The sequence below is a fragment of the Xanthomonas sp. D-36-1 genome (assembly GCF_017746155.1).
GTDB lineage: Bacteria > Pseudomonadota > Gammaproteobacteria > Xanthomonadales > Xanthomonadaceae > Xanthomonas > Xanthomonas cissicola.
This window is the reverse complement of sequence record NZ_JAGHWR010000069.1, coordinates 1-18,703: the sequence shown is the minus strand read 5'-3', so window position 1 is coordinate 18,703 and position 18,703 is coordinate 1. Positions and strand designations below refer to the sequence as shown.

General features: G+C 64.3%; 16 protein-coding genes. 3 read left to right on the top strand and 13 right to left on the bottom strand.

The window, feature by feature from the left end; all coding sequences use genetic code 11:
• Positions 1–9 precede the first annotated feature (9 nt).
• The 6 genes from J7367_RS17470 to J7367_RS17445 all read right to left on the bottom strand — a co-directional run bounded on the left by J7367_RS17470 (position 10) and on the right by J7367_RS17445 (position 5,033).
• The gene (locus J7367_RS17470; protein ID WP_244667837.1) at positions 10–228 is read right to left on the bottom strand and encodes a hypothetical protein; all 219 of its coding nucleotides are present in this window, start codon (positions 226–228) and stop codon (positions 10–12) included.
• 73 nt (positions 229–301) lie between these two features.
• Positions 302–1,495 carry a cystathionine gamma-synthase gene (locus tag J7367_RS17465; RefSeq protein ID WP_057662855.1) on the bottom strand — a complete coding sequence of 398 codons (1,194 nt, stop codon included), beginning with the start codon at positions 1,493–1,495 and terminating at the stop codon, positions 302–304.
• 88 nt (positions 1,496–1,583) lie between these two features.
• The gene (locus J7367_RS17460; protein WP_022559988.1) at positions 1,584–2,954 is read right to left on the bottom strand and encodes a pyridoxal-phosphate dependent enzyme; all 1,371 of its coding nucleotides are present in this window, start codon (positions 2,952–2,954) and stop codon (positions 1,584–1,586) included.
• A 238-nt stretch (positions 2,955–3,192) separates the two neighbouring features.
• Complete coding sequence (locus tag J7367_RS17455; protein WP_003484103.1) at positions 3,193–3,411, bottom strand: YdcH family protein; 219 nt, start codon at positions 3,409–3,411, stop codon at positions 3,193–3,195.
• 351 nt (positions 3,412–3,762) lie between these two features.
• The gene (locus J7367_RS17450) at positions 3,763–4,653 is read right to left on the bottom strand and encodes a hypothetical protein (protein ID WP_057662854.1); all 891 of its coding nucleotides are present in this window, start codon (positions 4,651–4,653) and stop codon (positions 3,763–3,765) included.
• Positions 4,650–5,033 carry a DUF4398 domain-containing protein gene (locus J7367_RS17445; RefSeq protein WP_005914753.1) on the bottom strand — a complete coding sequence of 128 codons (384 nt, stop codon included), beginning with the start codon at positions 5,031–5,033 and terminating at the stop codon, positions 4,650–4,652. Before J7367_RS17445 ends, J7367_RS17450 begins: the two co-directional genes overlap by 4 nt.
• Positions 5,034–5,131: 98 nt before the next feature.
• On the opposite strand from J7367_RS17445, the gene J7367_RS17440 reads away from it, so the two are divergent.
• Positions 5,132–6,265 carry a PilT/PilU family type 4a pilus ATPase gene (locus tag J7367_RS17440; protein WP_003484093.1) on the top strand — a complete coding sequence of 378 codons (1,134 nt, stop codon included), beginning with the start codon at positions 5,132–5,134 and terminating at the stop codon, positions 6,263–6,265.
• Between the two features lie 499 nt (positions 6,266–6,764).
• Here J7367_RS17440 and maiA read toward each other — a convergent pair whose 3' ends face one another.
• The gene (maiA, locus tag J7367_RS17435) at positions 6,765–7,427 is read right to left on the bottom strand and encodes a maleylacetoacetate isomerase (protein WP_022559990.1); all 663 of its coding nucleotides are present in this window, start codon (positions 7,425–7,427) and stop codon (positions 6,765–6,767) included.
• A gap of 31 nt (positions 7,428–7,458) precedes the next feature.
• Positions 7,459–8,517, bottom strand: coding sequence for a fumarylacetoacetate hydrolase family protein (locus tag J7367_RS17430; protein ID WP_174232353.1), 1,059 nt, complete (start codon positions 8,515–8,517; stop codon positions 7,459–7,461).
• Between the two features lie 308 nt (positions 8,518–8,825).
• Here J7367_RS17430 and J7367_RS17425 point away from each other — a divergent pair, with 308 nt between their 5' ends.
• The gene (locus J7367_RS17425; RefSeq protein WP_003484084.1) at positions 8,826–10,208 is read left to right on the top strand and encodes a DEAD/DEAH box helicase; all 1,383 of its coding nucleotides are present in this window, start codon (positions 8,826–8,828) and stop codon (positions 10,206–10,208) included.
• Between the two features lie 184 nt (positions 10,209–10,392).
• Here J7367_RS17425 and J7367_RS17420 read toward each other — a convergent pair whose 3' ends face one another.
• Together J7367_RS17420 and J7367_RS17415 are read right to left on the bottom strand one after the other, a co-directional pair.
• On the bottom strand, positions 10,393–12,690 hold the full coding sequence (locus tag J7367_RS17420; RefSeq protein WP_057662850.1) for a transferrin receptor-like dimerization domain-containing protein: 2,298 nt from the start codon (positions 12,688–12,690) through the stop codon (positions 10,393–10,395).
• Between the two features lie 174 nt (positions 12,691–12,864).
• Complete coding sequence (locus J7367_RS17415; RefSeq protein WP_057662847.1) at positions 12,865–15,486, bottom strand: TonB-dependent receptor; 2,622 nt, start codon at positions 15,484–15,486, stop codon at positions 12,865–12,867.
• A gap of 269 nt (positions 15,487–15,755) precedes the next feature.
• Here J7367_RS17415 and queD point away from each other — a divergent pair, with 269 nt between their 5' ends.
• Entirely contained in the window at positions 15,756–16,109 is a 354-nt protein-coding gene (queD, locus tag J7367_RS17410; protein WP_003484074.1) for a 6-carboxytetrahydropterin synthase QueD, read from the top strand.
• A gap of 152 nt (positions 16,110–16,261) precedes the next feature.
• Here the strand turns inward: queD and J7367_RS17405 are convergent, their stop codons facing one another.
• The 3 genes from J7367_RS17405 to J7367_RS17395 are packed head-to-tail and all read right to left on the bottom strand — an operon-like array spanning position 16,262 to position 18,529.
• Positions 16,262–17,164 (bottom strand): transporter, encoded by a 903-nt coding sequence (locus J7367_RS17405; RefSeq protein WP_057662844.1) that lies wholly within the window; start codon positions 17,162–17,164, stop codon positions 16,262–16,264.
• On the bottom strand, positions 17,161–18,159 hold the full coding sequence (locus J7367_RS17400; protein WP_139792825.1) for an alkyl sulfatase dimerization domain-containing protein: 999 nt from the start codon (positions 18,157–18,159) through the stop codon (positions 17,161–17,163). Before J7367_RS17400 ends, J7367_RS17405 begins: the two co-directional genes overlap by 4 nt.
• 52 nt (positions 18,160–18,211) lie before the next feature.
• Entirely contained in the window at positions 18,212–18,529 is a 318-nt protein-coding gene (locus J7367_RS17395; RefSeq protein ID WP_057662836.1) for an MBL fold metallo-hydrolase, read from the bottom strand.
• Positions 18,530–18,703: the final 174 nt, after the last annotated feature.

Here is an 18,703-nt window from a genome sequence, read left to right as displayed (position 1 = left end):
GCGCAAGATTCAACCTCCACGTTTGACGATGGCCTTGCACAACTGTTCATGGATACGGGCACCTCGCGCCGACAGCATGTCGGATTGCCAGGAACCACGACGGCGCCCATTGATGGTTATATGACCAGGCCCCATCGACTGCGCCAGTCCGATGCGTACGCCAAAGCGCTTGATTGCCAGAAGCAAACCCGGCGTTAACGAAAGACCACGCATGACCAGCTTCTTCAAGTACGGGCGCAGTAGAACGTAGCGCATACAGGCGGTAACCCAAGCGCGAATACGACCGGGTCGGCTTACGCCGTCAGTATCCGGATGCAAGCGCCCGCTCCAAATCCGCCCACAAATCCCCCACATCCTCAATTCCCACGCTCAACCGCACCAGCGCATCGCTGATGCCGAGCTGCTCGCGGCGGGCCACGGGAATGGAGGCGTGGGTCATGACGGCGGGATGGTTGACCAGGCTTTCCACGCCGCCGAGCGATTCGGCCAGGGTGAACAATTCGGTCTTCTCGCAGAAACGCTTGGCTGCGTCGAAGCCGCCCTTGAGGACGATGGAGACGATGCCGCCGAAGCCGGACATCTGGCTTTTCGCGAGCGCATGTTGCGGGTGCGAGGCAAGGCCAGGATAAATGACCTTTTCGATCGCAGGGTGGGTTTCCAGCCATTGCGCAAGCACCAGAGCGTTTTCGCAGTGCGCACGCATGCGCAGCGGGAGGGTTTTGAGGCCGCGCAAGGCGAGAAAGCTGTCGAACGGGCCCTGGACCCCGCCGATGGAGTTCTGCAGGAACGCCATCTGCTCGGCGAGCTCGGCGTTGTCGCCAACGACCGCGATACCGCCCACCATGTCCGAGTGGCCGTTGAGATACTTGGTGGCCGAGTGCACGACGATGTCCACACCCAGGCTGAGCGGGCGCTGCAGCATCGGGGAGGCAAAGGTGTTGTCGACCACGATCAGCAGGCCACGCTTGCGCGCGATCTCGGCAATGGCAGCGATATCGACCAGCTTGAGCATCGGGTTGGTCGGGGTCTCGATCCACACCATCTTGGTATCGGGGCGAATCGCCGCCTCGAACGCAGCCGGGTCGGTCAGGTCGACGAAGCTGAAATCCAGACCGGCAGTGCGGCGACGCACGCGCTCGAACAAGCGAAAGGTGCCGCCGTACAGGTCGTCCATCGCCACCACGTGGCTGTCGGCATCCAGCAACTCCATCACCGTCGAGGTGGCAGCCATGCCGGAGGCGAACGCAAATGCGCGCGTACCGCCTTCCAACGCAGCAACACAACGCTCGTAGGCAAAACGCGTGGGGTTATGCGTGCGGGAGTATTCGAAACCCTGGTGCTCGCCGGGGCCGGACTGCGCATAGGTGGACGTCGCATAGATCGGCGGCATCACCGCGCCGGTGCTCGGATCTGGCGACTGCCCTCCATGGATCGCCAGCGTTGCGAGCGACAGCGCGCGCTCGCCGTCATGGCTATGAGTGGTGCGATTGGACATGGAGGTTCCCGAAAAAGTGGGCGATTGTAACAAGCAGGTCTGAATGGCCCGTGCCGCGCGTCTCATCCGAGCGCGCGGCGGAGCGGGGTCACTGCACGCGGCGGCGCAGATAGTTGAGCAGGTCGATGCGGGTGATGAGGCCAAGGAATTGCGTGCCGTCCATGACAATGGCGACCTGGCCACGGTCGAACACCGGCAGCAGCGCTTCGATCGGCGAAGCCACGTCCAGACGATCCAGCTTGCTGACCATGGCCGTGGAAATCGGGTCGCGGAAGCGGGCTTCGTCGCCATAGACATGCAGCAGCACGTCGCTTTCGTCCACGATGCCCACCAGTTCGCCGTCGTCGATCACCGGCAACTGCGACACGTCGTACAACTTCATGCGCTGGTAGGCGGTGGTCAGCAGATCCTTCGGGCCCACCACCACGGTGTCGCGCTTGTTGTACGGGCGCAGGATCAGGTCGCGCAGATCGCCGTGTTGCGGGCGCTCCAGGAAGCCGTTGTCGAGCATCCAGTAGTCGTTGTACATCTTGGACAGATACTTGTTGCCGGTATCGCAGACGAACACCAGCACGCGCTTGGGCGTGGTTTGTTCGCGGCAATACTTCAGCGCAGCGGCCAGCAGGGTGCCGGTGGACGAGCCGCCGAGGATGCCCTCCTTGGCCAGCAGCTCGCGCGCGGTATGGAAGCTTTCCGCGTCGCTGATGGAATAGGCCTTCTTGACCCGCGAAAAGTCGGAGATATCCGGGAGGAAATCCTCGCCGATGCCTTCGACCAACCAGCTGCCGGACTTCTCGCTGACCGTGCCTTCTTCGATGTACTGGGTCAGGATCGAACCGACCGGGTCGGCCAATACCAGTTCGGTGTGCGGCGAGGCACTGGCGAAGGCGCGCGACAGGCCGGTCATGGTGCCGGAGCTGCCGCAGCCGAACACGATGGCGTCCAGCCGGCCGTCCATCTGCGCCAGGATTTCCGGGCCGGTGCCGAATTCGTGCGCGGCCGGGTTGTCCGGGTTGCCGAACTGGTTGATGAAGTAGGCGCCAGGGGTCTCGGCTGCGATCCTGGCAGCCAAGTCCTGGTAGTACTCGGGATGGCCCTTGGCCACATCCGAGCGGGTCAGCACCACGTTGGCGCCCATGGCCTTGAGATTGAAGATCTTCTCGCGACTCATCTTGTCCGGCACCACCAGGATCAACTGGTAGCCCTTCTGCTGCGCCACCAGGGCCAAGCCCAGACCGGTGTTGCCGGCAGTGCCCTCCACCAGGGTAGCGCCGGGCTTGAGATCGCCGCGCCGCTCGGCCGCCTCGATCATCGACAGACCGATGCGGTCCTTGATCGATCCGCCCGGATTATTCGCCTCCAGCTTGAGGAACAGCTCGCAGACGCCGGTGTCCAGGCGCTGGGCCTTGACGATCGGCGTGTTGCCAATCAGTTCGAGTACGGAGGAATGAATCGCCATCGGAGTATCGTCGCTGCGCCACGCGGGCTAGACCGGTCATTATCCGACGAACCGCCGGGGAATGCTCATTCAGCATTGAACCGATTGCGCAGGCCGATGAACAAACAGGCTCAACCGGCCACCGATGCGCTCTTCGCCAGGAGACCTAGCGCTACACATAAAGACGCGGACGGTGGCAAGCCGACGAGGAGGCCGCCACCGCCCGCGACGGTGAACTTGTTCTAACGGTGGGGAAGGATCAGTGGGTGAGCTGGTCGTACATGCGGGTGAGCTTTTCTTTGGCCTGCAACTTCTCGCGCTTCATCTGGCCCAAGGTCACGTCGTCGATCGGGAGCACTCCGAGTTCGGCATCCATGCATTTCTTGTTCAATAGCTTGTGGCGTTGGTAGAGCTGCTTGAACTGGGGATCGGACTTCATCAATGCGTCGATTTCGGTCTGCGGTTGCCCTTCGAACATGGCGTTACCTCCTTCACTTAAAACAAGAACGCCCCGGCCAGCGAAGGCACGGGGCGCAGCTTGGGGATGGAAGACCAACGCGTTGCAAAGGCCGACACACGGGCGGAACCACCGACAACCACTCCACCCTCTTGTCTCGTTGCGTGCCTCTGCATCACTGACCCGGCCCTCCGTACTTCCCGGGCGGCGAAGTTGCTACCCGGAGGTACGACCCTACGCCGGTCGCGGAGGGGGTTCAAGACCGAAACGGCCGCATTTGCCGTTCCCTGCCTCAATCAGTGACCGCGGTTCAACCAGGCGTCATGCCCGGGTTAAAAGACCTTAACTTCCAATCACTTGCAACAATCGACATCAGGGCGCGACAACGACCTCGGCCGCGCGGGCCTTACTGGCCGCGCCCTTGGTGCCGCTGACCTGCAACCGCGAAGCCGACACTCCGCCTGCCACCAAGGCATCGCGCACCGCTTCGGCACGCTTCCTGGCAATGGCTGCATCGGTGTCGAAGCCGACGATGCTGACCCGACCCTTCTTGCCGATGTTCAGATATTCGGCCAATGCCTTGGCCTGCCCGGCGGCATCCCCGGACAACGCCGCCTTGCCACCGAAGGCGCCACTGCCCAGGGAAAACACTTCGCCGCGGCTGTCGAACTTGGCCGCCGGCAGCTTGGCCCCGGCCACCAGCTCGGCCTCCTCATGCGCCAGCTGCACCGCCTTCTGCTGGGCCGCGTTGAGCTTGGCGGTCTGCTTGCCGGCCACGCTGGTCAACGCCAGCTCGGCGTCCTGGCGGGCGAGCGCTTCCTGTTCGGCGGCCTGGCGTGCCTGCTCGGCAGCCTCGGTCTGGATCTGCGCCTGTACGCGCAAGCGTTCGGCTTCCTGGCGCGCCCGTGCCGCGTCGCGGCGGCTGGCTTCGATCAGCAAGTCGTTGCGCGTGCCTTCCAGGCGGTCCAGCTCGCGCCGCGCCAGCGCGGTACGGGCGGTGAGTTCGGCGATTTCGACCCGGCGGTCGGCCAGAAACACCAGCTCGTCGCGGTCGCGCCGCTTGGCTTCGGCCAGCGCAGCCACGCTTTGCTGTGCCTGCAGCCGCTCAAAGCGCGCCAGATCATTGGTCTGCGGGTCGTTCTGTAGCGCGGCCAGGCGCCGGTTGAGCGCGTCGGCCTGCGGGTCGTCCTTGGCCGCCATCGCCAGCGGCGGCAACGTGACCAGGCTCAACACACCGAAATACAGCAAGGGGCGCAGTGTCATCGGCCGCCCTCCCCGGTATTGAGGGTGTTCTGCAACTGCGCCACTTCCTTCCTGCGCTGTTCCAGTTGCGCGGTGACCACCGCTTCTTCGCTGCGGGCCTTGGCCAGGTCGGCGTCGGCGGCTGCGCGCAAGGCGATCTGGGGCACCTGCTTGCGCTGGCGTTTGTCCAGTTGCGCCTGCTGGGCCTGCATCAATTCCTGGCGCGCCAGGTTGACCAGATCCGGGGCGTATTGGTCGGCATCGGCCTGGGTGGCGCGTTGCACGGCCTGTTCGGCGGCGGTGAGCTCCGGTGCCACCTGGGCGGCAGCCGGAGAGGAAAGAACCATGAAACAGGCGATGCCATACAGGGATCGCCGCAAGTATGCGAAGCTAGCCGTCATTAGGGGAGCCGTAGCGAGAAGTCTCGAGCACGGCCATTGTCGGAAGCCTGCGGCGGACTTGCAACGAGACGCTGCTGTTTGTTGGGGAACCATTGCGCATGGATATCGGCTACTTCCTGAAGCTGATGACCGAAAAGAATGCCTCGGACATGTTCTTGACCACCGGCGCGCCGGTGTACATCAAGATCGAAGGCAAGCTTTACCCGCTCGGCAATACGGGGTTGCCGCCGGGGATGGTCAAGAAAATCGCTTACTCGTTGATGGACGAAGGCCAGGTGCCGCAGTTCGAGCGCGAGCTCGAGCTCAACATGGCCATTGCGCTGCCGGACGCTGGCCGCTTCCGCGTGAACGTGTTCAAGCAGCGCGGCGAGGTGGGCATGGTGATTCGCGCCATTCGCAGCCGGATTCCCAGCATCGAAGAGCTCAATCTGCCGCAGGTGCTCAAGGACGTCATCATGACCCCGCGCGGGCTGGTGCTGGTGGTGGGTTCGACCGGCTCGGGCAAGTCGACCTCGCTGGCGTCGATGATCGACCACCGCAACAGCACCACCACCGGGCACATCCTCACCATCGAGGACCCGATCGAATATCTGCACAAGCACAAGATGTCGATCGTGAACCAGCGCGAGGTGGGCCTGGACACCCACGCCTTCCAGAGCGCGCTGAAGAACGCCATGCGCGAGGCGCCGGACGTGATTCTGATCGGCGAGATCCTGGACGCCGAAACCATGGAGGCGGCGATCGCCTTTGCCGAAACCGGCCACCTGTGCCTGGCCACGCTGCACTCCAACAATGCCGACCAGACCATCGAGCGCATCCTCAATTTCTTCCCGGAGAGCGCGCACAAGAACGTGTTGATGAACCTGGCGCTGAACCTGCGCGCGGTCATCTCCCAGCGTTTGGTCAAGGGCGTGGACGGCCGTCGTCGACCGGCCACCGAAGTGCTGCTCAACACGCCGATGATCCGCGACCTGCTACGCCGCGGTCAGGTGCACGAGGTCAAGCAGGCGATGGAAGAGTCGCTGGAAGAAGGCATGCAGACCTTCGACCAATGCCTGTTCCGGATGGTGAAGTCGGGCGAAATCGAGCAGGAAGAAGCGCTGCGCGCTGCCGACTCGCGCGACGGCCTGGCCCTGAAGTTCCGCCTTTCCGAAGGCGGCTCCGGCGAGCACGACCCATACGCGGACTACGAAGCGGCCGCGGCACCGAAGATCAGTCACGGGTTCATTTAATCGGTTCGGCGGCAACGAGCGGCGATCTCGCGGCGCCGGGGCTGCTGGCCCTTTCAGGGCGACTCTGCGACGCGCCCCTCGTTCGCGATGCCGATGCGACCAGCGCCCTCATCCGGCGCTGCGCGCCACCTTCTCCCGCCTGCGGGAGAAGGGAAAGATGGGCGGCCTCCCGCCTGCGGGAGAAGGGAAAGATGGGCGGCCTCCCGCTTGCGGGAGAAGGGAAAGATCGGCGGCCTCCCGATTGCGGGAGAAGAGAAGATCGGCGGCCTCCCTCCTGCGGGAGAAGGGAAAGGTGGGCGGCCTCCCGTGTGCGGGAGAAGGGAAAGATGGGCGGCCGCGTAGTGCTTTTGGGTGTCGGTTTCGAAGCCTTCGAACATACGTTCCGACGTCGGCCTGGCGTGGTGCCGACAGCCCGAACCGGATGGGTGCCCGCCTGCCCTTCTCCCGTGTGACGGGAGAAGGTGCCCGAAGGGCGGATGAGGGCTGTGACAGCCTTCCCTCAGGCCACCGCGTCGGCCTGCATCTCCGGGCGCGCCGCATCGAAGGCCGGCAACTGCAGGCAGGCCTGCTCGATGCGCCGCAGGGTCGGATATGGCACCAGATCCACCTCGAAACGGTGCGCGTTGTAGAGCTGCGGAATCAGCACGCAATCGGCCAGGCCCGGTACATCGCCGTGGCAGAAGCGCCCGGTCTGCGCATCACGCGCCAGCTGCGTTTCCAGTGCCGTAAAGCCACGCGCCATCCAGAGCCGTGTCCACTGCTGGCGTTGTGCGCCCTCCAGCGCGAACTCGCGCTCCAGCGCCTGCAGGACGCGCAGGTTGTTGAGCGGGTGCACATCGCAGGCGATGAGCTGCGCCAGTGCGCGCACCCGGGCGCGTTCTTCAGGCGCGCGCGGCAGCAACGCCGTGGTGTCCGCAAATGCCTCTTCCAGATACTCCAGAATCGCCAGCGACTGCGCGATCACCACAGCGCCATGCCGCAACGTCGGCACCAGTTCCTGCGGATTGAGTTGCGCATAGGCAGGCGCGTGCTGCTCGCCCCCGTCACGCACCAGATGCACCGGGTGAGCGATGTAGTCCAGCGCCTTCAGCCCCAGACCGATGCGCACGCGATAGGCCGCGCTCGAGCGCCAGTACGAAAACAGTTCCAGGGCCGCGCTCATATGCGACCGCCCGCCGTCGCTACGCCCCAGGTCATGGCAGCGGCTGCCGCTCGACGCGCTGCTCGATCGCGCCGAAGATGCTGGCGCCGCCGGCATCGAACATCTCGATCCGCACCACGTCGCCGAAGGCCATGAACGGCGAGCTCGGCTTGCCATCGCGCAGGGTCTCCACCACACGTTGTTCGGCAAAACACGAGGCGCCCAGGGTGGTGTCCTGATTGGCGATGGTGCCCGAGCCCACAATCGTGCCGGCCGACAGCGGACGGGTCTTGGCGGCGTGGGCGATCAACTGGGCGAAGTCGAACTGCATGTCGTTGCCGGCTTCGGGAGCGCCGAACCAGGCACCGTTGACGTGCGTCACCAGCGGCAGATGCAGCTTGCTGTCGCGCCAGGCATCGTCCAGCTCGTCGGGTGTGACGAACACCGGCGACAGCGCCGAACGCGGCTTGGATTGCACGAACCCAAAGCCCTTGGCGAGCTCGGCCGGAATCAGGTTGCGCAGCGAGACATCGTTGACCAGCCCGACCAACTGGATGTGCGCAGCTGCCTGCTCGGGCGAAGCGCCCATCGGCACATCGTCGGTGACGACCACAATCTCCGCTTCCAGGTCGATGCCGTAGTCCTCGCTGATCACCTTGATGGCATCGCGCGGGCCGTAGAAGCCGGCGCTGGTGGCCTGGTACATCAGCGGGTCGGTGTAGAAGCTTTCCGGCACTTCGGCATTGCGCGCGCGGCGCACCCGCTCCACATGGGGCAGGTAGGCGCTGCCGTCGACGAACTCGTAGGCGCGCGGCAACGGGGCGGCCAAGGCCTGCACATCCAGATCGAACACACCATCGGCGCTGCCGTCGTTGAGCGAGGCCGACAAGGCATTCAGGCGCGGCGCCACATTGCTCCAGTCCTCCAGCGCGCGCTGCAGGGTGGGCGCGATGCCGGTGGCGCGCACGGCGGTGCGCAGGTCGCGCGCGACCACGACCAGGCAGCCGTCGCGACCACCTTCCTTCAGGGAACCTAGCTTCATGACCATCCTGTGCTGTGGCTGATCGGACGATTGTACGGCCTGCCGCAACAGTGGTTGCAACTGAAACAACTGACCGTGACCACAACCGCGAAACCGCGGTTTTGTGCAGCGCGCCAAACGCGAGTACACTTGCCGGGTCTGCATGCGGCCGTCCGTTTCCCTTAGGGACAGCCGGCGAGGCCAGGATCGATCGATCCGCTCGCCCGCTCCACCCGACGCCTTTCGTGGTGCCGACAAACCCATCGTTTCTTGATCGGGTTGATCCACCATCTCGCAGCGCGGTTCACGGGAACGCTCCGAGCCTCACTTTCTTGCATCTGCAATGCGTTTGCGCTCCGGGCTTGGCTTGGCGGCGACGCTTTACTTGGAGCTTCCTGATGTCTTTTGAATCCCTGGGCCTTGCGCCCTTCCTGCTGCGCGCGTTGGCCGAGCAGGGCTACGAAACCCCCACCCCGATCCAGCAGCAGGCGATCCCGTTGGTCCTGGCCGGTCACGACCTGCTGGCCGGCGCGCAGACCGGCACCGGCAAGACCGCTGCCTTCGGCCTGCCGCTGCTGCAACACCTGGGCACCGCGCCGCAGACCGTCAACGGCCCGCGCAAGCCGCGCGCGCTGATCCTGACCCCCACCCGCGAACTGGCCACCCAGGTGCACGACAGCCTGCGCGGCTACAGCAAGTACCTGCGCATTCCCAGCGCGGTGATCTATGGCGGCGTGGGCATGGGCAACCAGCTCGATGCGCTGCGTCGTGGCGTGGACCTGCTGATCGCCTGCCCGGGCCGCCTGATCGACCATATCGAACGTCGCAGCGTGGACCTGTCCGGCATCGAAGTGCTGATCCTGGACGAAGCCGACCGCATGCTCGACATGGGCTTCTTGCCCTCCATCAAGCGCATCCTGACCAAGTTGCCGCGCCAGGATCGTCAAACGCTGCTGTTCTCGGCGACCTTCGAAGAGAACATCAAGCAGCTGGCGCTGGAGTTCATGCGCAACCCGATGCAGATCCAGGTCACCCCGAGCAATACCGTGGCCGAGAGCATCACCCACCGCGTGCACCCGGTCGACGGCGCGCGCAAGCGCGACCTGCTGCTGCACCTGCTGGCGCAGGACAGCCGCGAGCAGACCCTGGTCTTCGCCCGTACCAAGCACGGCAGCGACAAGCTGGCGCTGTTCCTGGAGAAGTCCGGCATCAAGACCGCGGCGATCCACGGCAACAAGAGCCAGGGTCAGCGCATGCGTGCGCTGAGCGACTTCAAGGCCGGCCGCGTGACCGTGCTGGTGGCCACCGATATCGCCGCGCGCGGTATCGATATCGATCAGCTGCCGAAGGTCATCAACTACGATCTGCCGATGGTGGCCGAGGACTACGTGCACCGCATCGGCCGCACCGGCCGTAACGGCTCAACCGGCGAGGCGATTTCGCTGGTGGCGCAGGACGAAGCCAAGCTGCTGCGCCAGATCGTGCGCATGCTGGGCCGCGATGTGGAAATCCGCGACGTGCCGGGCTACGAGCCGCAGACCCCGATCCGCTGGGGCAACAGCGCGCCGGGTCGTGCCGAGCAGCCGGGTGGCGATCGCGCGCCGCGCAAGAGCCACGCCCGTCGTCCGCACGGCGATGCACCGCGTCAGGCGCACGCGCATGCCGGCCCGAAGAAGCCCGGTGGCCAGCGCAGCAACGGGCCGCGTCAGGCCAACACTGGCGCGGGTGCAGGCCGGCGCGATGGTGGTCGTGGTGGTCAGCGTCCGAGCGGTACGCGCTGAATCCTGCGCGCCGGCACATCCGGCGCCAGGTTGGCATTGAACTGAAAAGCCGCCCTTCGGGGCGGCTTTTTCGTGGGCACACCGCAGCAACTGCGCTGTGGCGAACCCGGTCGCGTACAACACGCATCCTCCACGCCTGGCGGCCGTGGCGTCATCGCTGCCAGTCGTGCCGTGCTGCGCCAGGTTAGCCTTCGATCAGCGCAGTATTGCGATCGATCGCCTCGCGGTAGCGGTCCAGCACTGCGGCGGTCTGCACGATGTACCGGCTCAGGTCCTCCCATCGGCGGTCTTCCAGCGCTTCGCGGATACCGGGCAAGGTCTTGACCTCGTAGCCGGTGGCCAGACCGGGGGCGTAGATCAGATTGCGGTACCACGGCCGGCCCGGCAGACCAGCCTCGGCCAGCAGGGTTTGATCGATGCGCTGCAGCGAGGCGTTGAGCTTGCTGCGTACGTGCGCATCCAGTTTGCCGCCGCGTGCGGCCAGTGCGGTGTCGTAACGCTTGGCACTGCCCTGCAGGCGCGTGATCGCCTGATCCAGTGCAGCGAAATCGATCTGCGGCACCGCCGCTTTCGGCTCGGGCGCACGCTGCGGCCGGTTCGGGTTATCCACCGCCGCGTAGGCGCCGGCCTGCAGCAACTCGGCCTGCGTGCGCGCCGCAGTGCGGTCGCTGTCTGCCTGTTGTTTGAGCTCCTGCGCATAACCGGCCACCGCATCGGCGAAGTCGCCGAAACGCTGCGGCAACACCGGTGCGTTGGCGACGCGCAGGACCGTACGACCCACGGTTTGCGACAACAACGGCAGATAGGCGAACTGCGGATCGATGAAGCGTGCGAAATAATCGTAGGAGTCGTACAGCGAGTGATAGACACCACTGCCTCCGCCCTGCCCGCCGTAGCCCAGATCCAGCGTGGCCAGTCCCAGATGCTGCAGAAAAGGGCTGTAGTCGCTGCCCGAACCGAGCGCCTTGAGCGGAATGTCGCCGCCGGCCGCAGCGGTTTTTGCGATGTCCTTCTGCGCCGGCTTGGCGGCGGGTGCCAGTGCGTCGATGCGCGCACGCGCGCGCTGACGTTCGAGCACGCTTACGCCGCTGTCCGGGTCCTGCACGTCGGCCGCCACGCTATTGACCAGGCGTTGCAACGCGTGACTGCCGCCGGCGTTGAGAAAGCCGCGTCCATTGCCGTCGGTGTTGACATACAGCACCGCTTTGCGTCGCAGCTCGTCGGCGTGTTGCTCGGCCCATTCGGTGGAGCCGAGCAGGCCGGCTTCTTCGCCATCCCAGCTGGCGTACACCAGCGTGCGCTTGGGACGCTGACCCTGTTTGGCCAGCTCGCCAATCGCCTTGGCTTCGGCCAGCAGCGCGGTGGTGCCCGATAGCGGGTCGGCCGCACCGAACACCCAGCCGTCGCGGTGATTGCCGCGCACGACCCATTGGTCTGGATATTCGCTGCCGCGCAAGGTGGCGATGACGTTGTAGATGGTCTGGCTGCCCCAGTCGGCATCCACCTTCAGATGCACGCGTGCGGTTGCATCGCCGCCGATGCGGTAGGTGATCGGCAATGCGCCGCGCCAGTCTTCCGGTGCTACCGGGCCGCCCAACGCGGCCAGCAGCGGCTGTGCGTCGCCCCAGCTGATCGGCAGGGTCGGGATCTTCAACACGCTGCCGGCCTGTTCGATCTTCAGGCGCTTGGCGCCCTTGCTTGCGCCCACGCCCGGCGTCAGCGGATCGCCTGGGTAGATGGCGAAGTTGGCAACCGAGCCGCGTTGCACGCTCCACTGATTGCGCGCCGGTCCATAGGGATAGGCCTGATCCTGAAAATAGCCGTCATCGCGCGGATCGGAATAGATGATCGCTCCGATCGCGCCATGCTCCTGCGCCAGCCGCGGCTTGAGCCCGCGCCAACCCTTGCCGTAGCGCGCAATGACGATCTTGCCGCGCACATCCACGCCGTTGCGCGCCAGCGCTTCGTAGTCTTCGGCAATGCCGTAGTTGACGTACACCAGGTCGCCGGTGACATCGCCGTTGCCGCCATAGATCACGTACGGCGGCAGCACGTGTTCGGTCTGCGTGGAGGTGTTGTCGCCTGCCAGGGGCGGCTCTTTCAAGCGTGCGACATAGGGCTTGGGGCCAAGCAATTCCAGCTGCGAGCTCCTGGGCGACGGCCACAGCACCTCGAAGGTTTCGATCCGCGCATCCCAGCCGTAGTCGCGCAGGCGCGTTTGCAGATAGCGGGCGTTTTCCAGGTTGTGCGGCGCGCCCACCTGATTGGGCGCCGACGACCATTGCTTCAACCAGCCACGATAATCGGCGTCCTTCAGCCCGTCGTCGAAGCGTGCCTCCAGCGCGCGTTGCGCCTGGGCGGCCGCGGCGTCGTAACCGGGCAGCGCGGCCGCTTGCGTTGCAGGTTGTGCAGCCGGTTGTGCTGCAAGAGAAGGTGTGATCAGGGCCATGGCGATCAGCCAGGCATGCTGCGAAGAAGTCATCGTGAGTCCTTGAAGAACGTGTTTGGGGCCAAGCGCGGTTAGTCGTTCAAAGCGATGGCAGGCAGGCCACCATCGCATGGCCAAAGTCGCGAACCTGACGGTGCAGCGGGCGATGGCGCGATGGCGGCGTTACCGGCAACGCGCCATCGCCCGCATCGGCGCTACGTGCGCGAATCAGAACCGGTAATCCACCCCCACCGTGAAATAGCGCCCGCGCAAGTCGTATTGGGTGAAGTCGTAAGGCGCGCGAATCCCCGGAAAGGATGCATCGACCGGCGGCTGCTTGTCGGCCAGATTCTCGATCTTGGCGTACAGCGTGAGCGCGTCGATGCCGGTGTAGCCCAGATACAGGTCGAACTGGTTGTAGTCGCCCACGCGCGACTGCACGGCGCTCGCTGCCGCGCTGGCCTTCTGGTCGTAGCCGCCGGTGTAGTACCAGGTCAACGCGGCACTGATGCTGCCCAGATTCCAGTCCAACGTGGTGGTGGCCTTGTTGCGGGGCAGCGACGGGCCGAGATTGCTGCCGGCGTAATCCTGCAGCGGGCCACCGACCACGGTGGGGCGACGGTAATCGCGGACATGCGTGTAGGCCGTGTTGAGCCCGAAGTTGCCGGCCGCCTCGGTGCGCCAACGCTGGCGCAATTCGACATCGATGCCGGAGGTGCTGAGCTCGCTGAGATTCTGATAGCGGTTGTACACCGCCACCAGGGTGCCGCGCTCGTTGCGCACGACATCGGCCGGATGATTGTTCTGCACGATGGTGGCGTTGTTGCCGGTGCCGATCAGGTTGTCCAGTTCGATCTTGTACCAGTCCACGCTCAGGCTGGTCTCTGCCCATGGCGACAACACCACGCCCAGGTTGTAGCTGCGGGTGCGCTCGGGGTCGAGCGCGGTGTTGCCGACAGTGAAAAAGGTCGGGTTCTGGCGCGAGCCCGGCACATCCGGATCGTAGGGATCCACCACCGATCCGTAGGAAATATTGGTGCTGGCCGCATTCTCCGACAGCGACGGCGCACGAAAACCGCGCGAGGCCGCCGCGCGCACCAGCACTGCATCGAGCGGTTGCCAGCGCAAGCTGGCCTTGGGCGAAAATGCATCGCCGAAATCGCTGTAGTGATCGCCACGCCCGGCCAGTTGCAGCTCCAGCGATGGCAGCAGCGGTACGTTGACTTCGGCATACAGCGCCGACACCTTGCGCTCGCCGTCCACCGCAGCAATTGCCGGGCGGATCTGCAGGCCCTGATCGATCTGCAGCGGATTACGCGACACCAGTTCTTCCTGCCGCCACTCGGCACCGGCGGCGAATCCGACGCTGCCGGCTGGCAGCTCGAACAGATTGCCCGACACCTTGGCATCGACACCGCGCAAGGTCGATTGCGCAGGCCGCAAGGTGGCGAGGTTGATGCCATCGATCACCGCCTGCGGTGTGGCCGCTGGATCAAGCAGGTTGTAGCTGCCGTCGGCCAACGCCTGTGCCAAGGTGAAGCGGTTGGCAAAACCGCCGGACACGGTTTCGTGCTCGGTGCTGCGTGCGGCGAACGCCGCCGCCTCCCAATCCCAGCGTTCGGTGGTGCCGCGCACGCCGCCGAGAAAGCGGTAGGACTGCGAGCGATTGGTTTTGACCGTCTGGCCCAGGTCGAAGAAGGTGTATTCGATCGGCACCGCCGTGCCGTACGGGTTGTAGGGGCTGGAAGCCGGCAGCAGGTTGGAGACCGGCTCGGCCAGGCCGGTGCTGGCGTTCAACGCAAAGCGGCCGCCTTCCAAGGTGAAGTACGGGCTGGAGCCGAAGATCGACACGCCCTTGACCTCGCTGTAGAGCGCTTCGCCGAACGCTTCGACAGAATCGCTGAGCCGGAAGGTGGCGTTGGTGTAGGCCTGATAGCGCTTGGTGGAGGGAATCAGCGTGGTGAACGGCGCCTGGTTGAAGCCGCAGGTGTCGCCGGCCAGCCCGTCGATCGGCGCGCTGGCGGTCAGCACCGTACCGGCGGGGCAGTTGCCCTGCGCATCGAGCATCGGCACCGAGCGGCCGCCGACCAGGTAACGCGCGCCTTTGGCCGACCAGCCGTTCCAGCGCCCGCCCGGCAGATCGCTATAGATGCCCGAGCGGGTCAGTGCGCGCTGGTCCTGATCGAGACGGTCGCGGTTGTAGGCGTCGAAGCTGAAAAGGATGTTGTAGCCGTCGCTGTCCAGGTCGCCGATCCCGCCGATGAATTTGGCGCGCTGCGTGTCCATGCCGCCCTGATCGGAGGTACCGCCGCTGAGGCCCAGTTCGGCGCCCTGAAAATCCTGCCGGGTGATGATGTTGACCACGCCAGCCACCGCGTCTGAGCCGTACACCGCCGAGGCGCCGTCCTTGAGCACTTCGATGCGCTCCACTGCCACCAGCGGCAGCGCGTTGAGATTGACGAAGGTGTCGCCCAGGCCATTGGCGGGAAAGCCGTAATTGGCCAGACGGCGACCGTTGAGCAGGACCAGCGTGTTCTTCTGCGACAGCCCGCGCAGGCCGATGCCCGCCGAGCCCGACGCCCAGCCGTTGTTGGTGGTCTCGTTGGTGGCGTTGCCGGTGTTGGCCGAGATGGAACGCAGCGCGTCGGCCACGGTGACCTTGCCGGACTGCTCCAGTTGCTGGCGGTCGATCACCTGCACCGGGTTCGGGCCTTCGCTGTCGCTGCGCTTGATGTTGGAACCGGTGACGCTGACGGTGGCCAGGGTCTTGCCGGTGGCGGGTGTTGCCTCGTCGGCATGTGCAAGCGGAATCAGCACCGAAAACACGGCAACAGACAGCAGATAAGGCATAGGGCGCTTCACGCACGGCATCCATGAACAGGGGGCCGTGCAGTGGGCCATGTACGCTTTACTAACAAAAATTACATATCTGCATACAGATATGCGTTACGGTGACACACGCTGACACACGGAGACGCTTGCCAGCGCATCGGAGCTGGCCCGGTGCTGCCCTGAACTATCGCGTGCAAGCGGTCGCCATCGCTTGAAAATGCGAAAAGTACTGCAGCGTTGCGCGTGGCGTGGGCTCCATACGGCCCGGCCCACTTACAATGTCGCGCATGGATATCTTCAAAGTCTTCACCCTCGAAGCCGCGCACCGGCTTCCCAACGTGCCCCCTGGGCATAAATGCGCGCGCCTGCACGGCCATTCGTTTCGCGTCGAGCTGCATGTCAGCGGCGAACCCGGCGCCGAAACCGGCTGGATCATGGATTTCGGCGACATCAAGGCCGCTTTCCAGCCGATCTACGACCGCCTGGACCACCATTACCTCAACGAGATCGAGGGACTGGAAAACCCCACCAGCGAGCGCCTGGCGATCTGGATCTGGCAGCAGCTCAAGCCGGCGCTGCCGCAGCTGAGCGAGATCGTGGTGCACGAGACCTGCACCTCCGGCTGCCGCTATCGCGGCTGAGCGCGCAGCGCACTTGTGTGACCTGAAGCCGCCCGCTTGGGCGGCTTCTTCACCTCAACGGCTGCCTGACGTGTTGCTGTAAGCGTGCCCTGGTCTTCCAACCTATAAGCGGATCTGCAACACCCTTCACCGGCTAGGAGACGAGCGCAGCTTCAAAAAACAACGCTGCAGTTGACCGACACATTGGTCGCTGCCGGAGTGACATCTCGTCTGACAACGGTGCGACTGGCTGAAACGCTCAGACCCACCCTCGGCGAAAACGCATAGTTGCCACTCACGCCCATCTTTAGCGTGCGTTGTCCGTTGTCCTTCCAAATGCCGCCGGAGCCCGACCTTCCGCCATGCGCGTAGTTCGCGTCTATCGACAGCCACATCCGGCTGCCTACATTCGTGCTCAGGTGCATGTCCAAACCATAAAGCGGTTTCTGCTCCAGCGCAGACTCTCCCGGATTGTCGGCATCACCGTAGAATTGAATGTTGCCGTTGACGGCCAGAAGCGTTCCCTCAGCCAATGGCACTCCGTATGCCAACTGGGGTTTGTAGGACCAGCGGTTCTTCCCCAGGTTGAGGATCGCATCCCGGTCATAGGAGCCGGTGGGGCCAGTGACCGCAAGTGACGCGGTCAGGTAGGCGCCCGCTTCCCATGTCCGGAATTCCTGCGCAGTGAGCGCAGGTGCGCCGAAGACGTTGACCAGGAAGACACCGGTGACATCGCCCATCCCGGACGCGGACGTACGCAGCGGTGTGCCGCCTATCTTGCCGCTCACCTCGCCGTACGGGGCCAGGAGCTGCACACCTGCAATGCGATCGCCCATGGCGAAAGTACGTGCGTAACGCAAGAGGCCAAGTTGGGACTCGATCTGCGCGCCATCGACCGGAAGTGAGGGATCGAATGCGATCTCGTTGCGGGAGTAAGTGTAGTAGACGAACAACAGCGTGGTATCCACCGGAACGTTCTCCCAGTCACGCGCTCCATCGGCGCAGGCATGGCCGGGCAGCCCGGCAGCTATGAGCGCAACGGCGAGCATGGCCGGACGATGGGTAAGCCTGCTCATGGAGTGACGATGTTAAACATGACATCGAAAGATTCCACGTTCGCAAACAGCTTCTCTACGGCAGCCCGCTTACCCCGCAGCTTTACTGTCGACCCGCCGAACAACTCGCGTGCCGGCGTCACGCCCATGACAAGTTGGTTGAGCGCGCTTCGTGGCAACTCCACCGTCGCGTCTGCCCGGTCCTGATCGGTGAGCGGGCGGTAAGAGAGCGCACCAGAGCGCAGCGTGACGAGATAGCTCTCCCGGGATTCTGGGATGACCCAGGCGACGGTGGCATCTCCTGCCTTCGCCGCGGCAGGTCCATCCAGGCGGATGGCAAGGTAATCAAACAGCATGCCAACCGTCATTGCCTGCAACACATCGGGTGAGGCCGTCGTGGCGCCGCCCTTTGGCACGCCGTCGCGCAACTCAAGTGCTCCCATCAACATGGCATTGCGCCACGTACCCGCCTCACTTTGGTATCCCATCTGTTCCAATGCGTCGGCCAGAAGCGCTCGGCCTTCACGTGAATCCGGGTTGGCGAACACAATATGTTTGGCCACTTCGGCAACCCAGCGGTAATCACCTGCATCGTAGGAGCGGCGGGCCTTCTCCAGCACCGCTGTTTCCCCCCCCATGAAATCAACGTAGCGTCGCGCGACGTCCGCGGGAGGCAGCGGGTTGAGGTTGGCAGGGTTACCGTCGTAGTAACCCAGATAGCGCTGGTAAACGGCTCTGACGTTGTGGGAAAGCGTCCCGTAATATCCGCGGCTGTACCAGCGCTTGCCCAATGGCTCGGGCAACTCCTTCAGGGTGTCGGAAATTTCAAGTGGCGTCAGGCCACGATTGGCCAGCCGTAGGGTCTGATCGTGGATATACCGGTACATGTCCCGCTGGTCGGACAGGAAAGTGGAGATCTCCGCACTGCCCCAGGTGGGCCAGTGGTGCTGGGCGAACATCACGTCTGAACGTGCAGCGTAGCGGCTGATGGTCTGGTCAAGATATTCGGACCACACCTTGGGGTCACGAACTTGCGCGCCTCGTATGGTGAGGACGTTATGCTGAGTTCTAGTTGCATTTTCTGCGATTGCCTAGAGCGCGATACTTCGGCACATAGAAATTCATCTCCGCCGGCGCCTCTGTTCCCGGCGTCAGCTGGAAGTCGAATTGCAAGCCATCGATCATTACGCTTTCCACAGCCTGCGTGCCGGAGCCAATGATGTTGGTTGGTGCAATCAACCCCACGGTCCCGCGCGAAGTCGTTTTGCCCAGTCCAGCACCCACCTGGCCTTGTGCGCTCTTGGGTAGCAATGCGCCGTACATGTACTGGGCACGGCGGGTCATCGCATTGCCCGCATAGACGTTCTCCGAAACTGCGTGCTCCATGAAACCAGCTGGCGCGTAGATGCGAACGCTGCCCTGTTGTCACCAGCACTTTTAAGGAAGGTCTGAACAACGAGACCTGACAGGGCGGAAGGTGGCGTCGTTCCGAAGAGTGGCTTTTGGAACTTCGGAATTTCGCCATTTCTGGCGCTTTCCGCGGGAATTTCCCGGTTCACA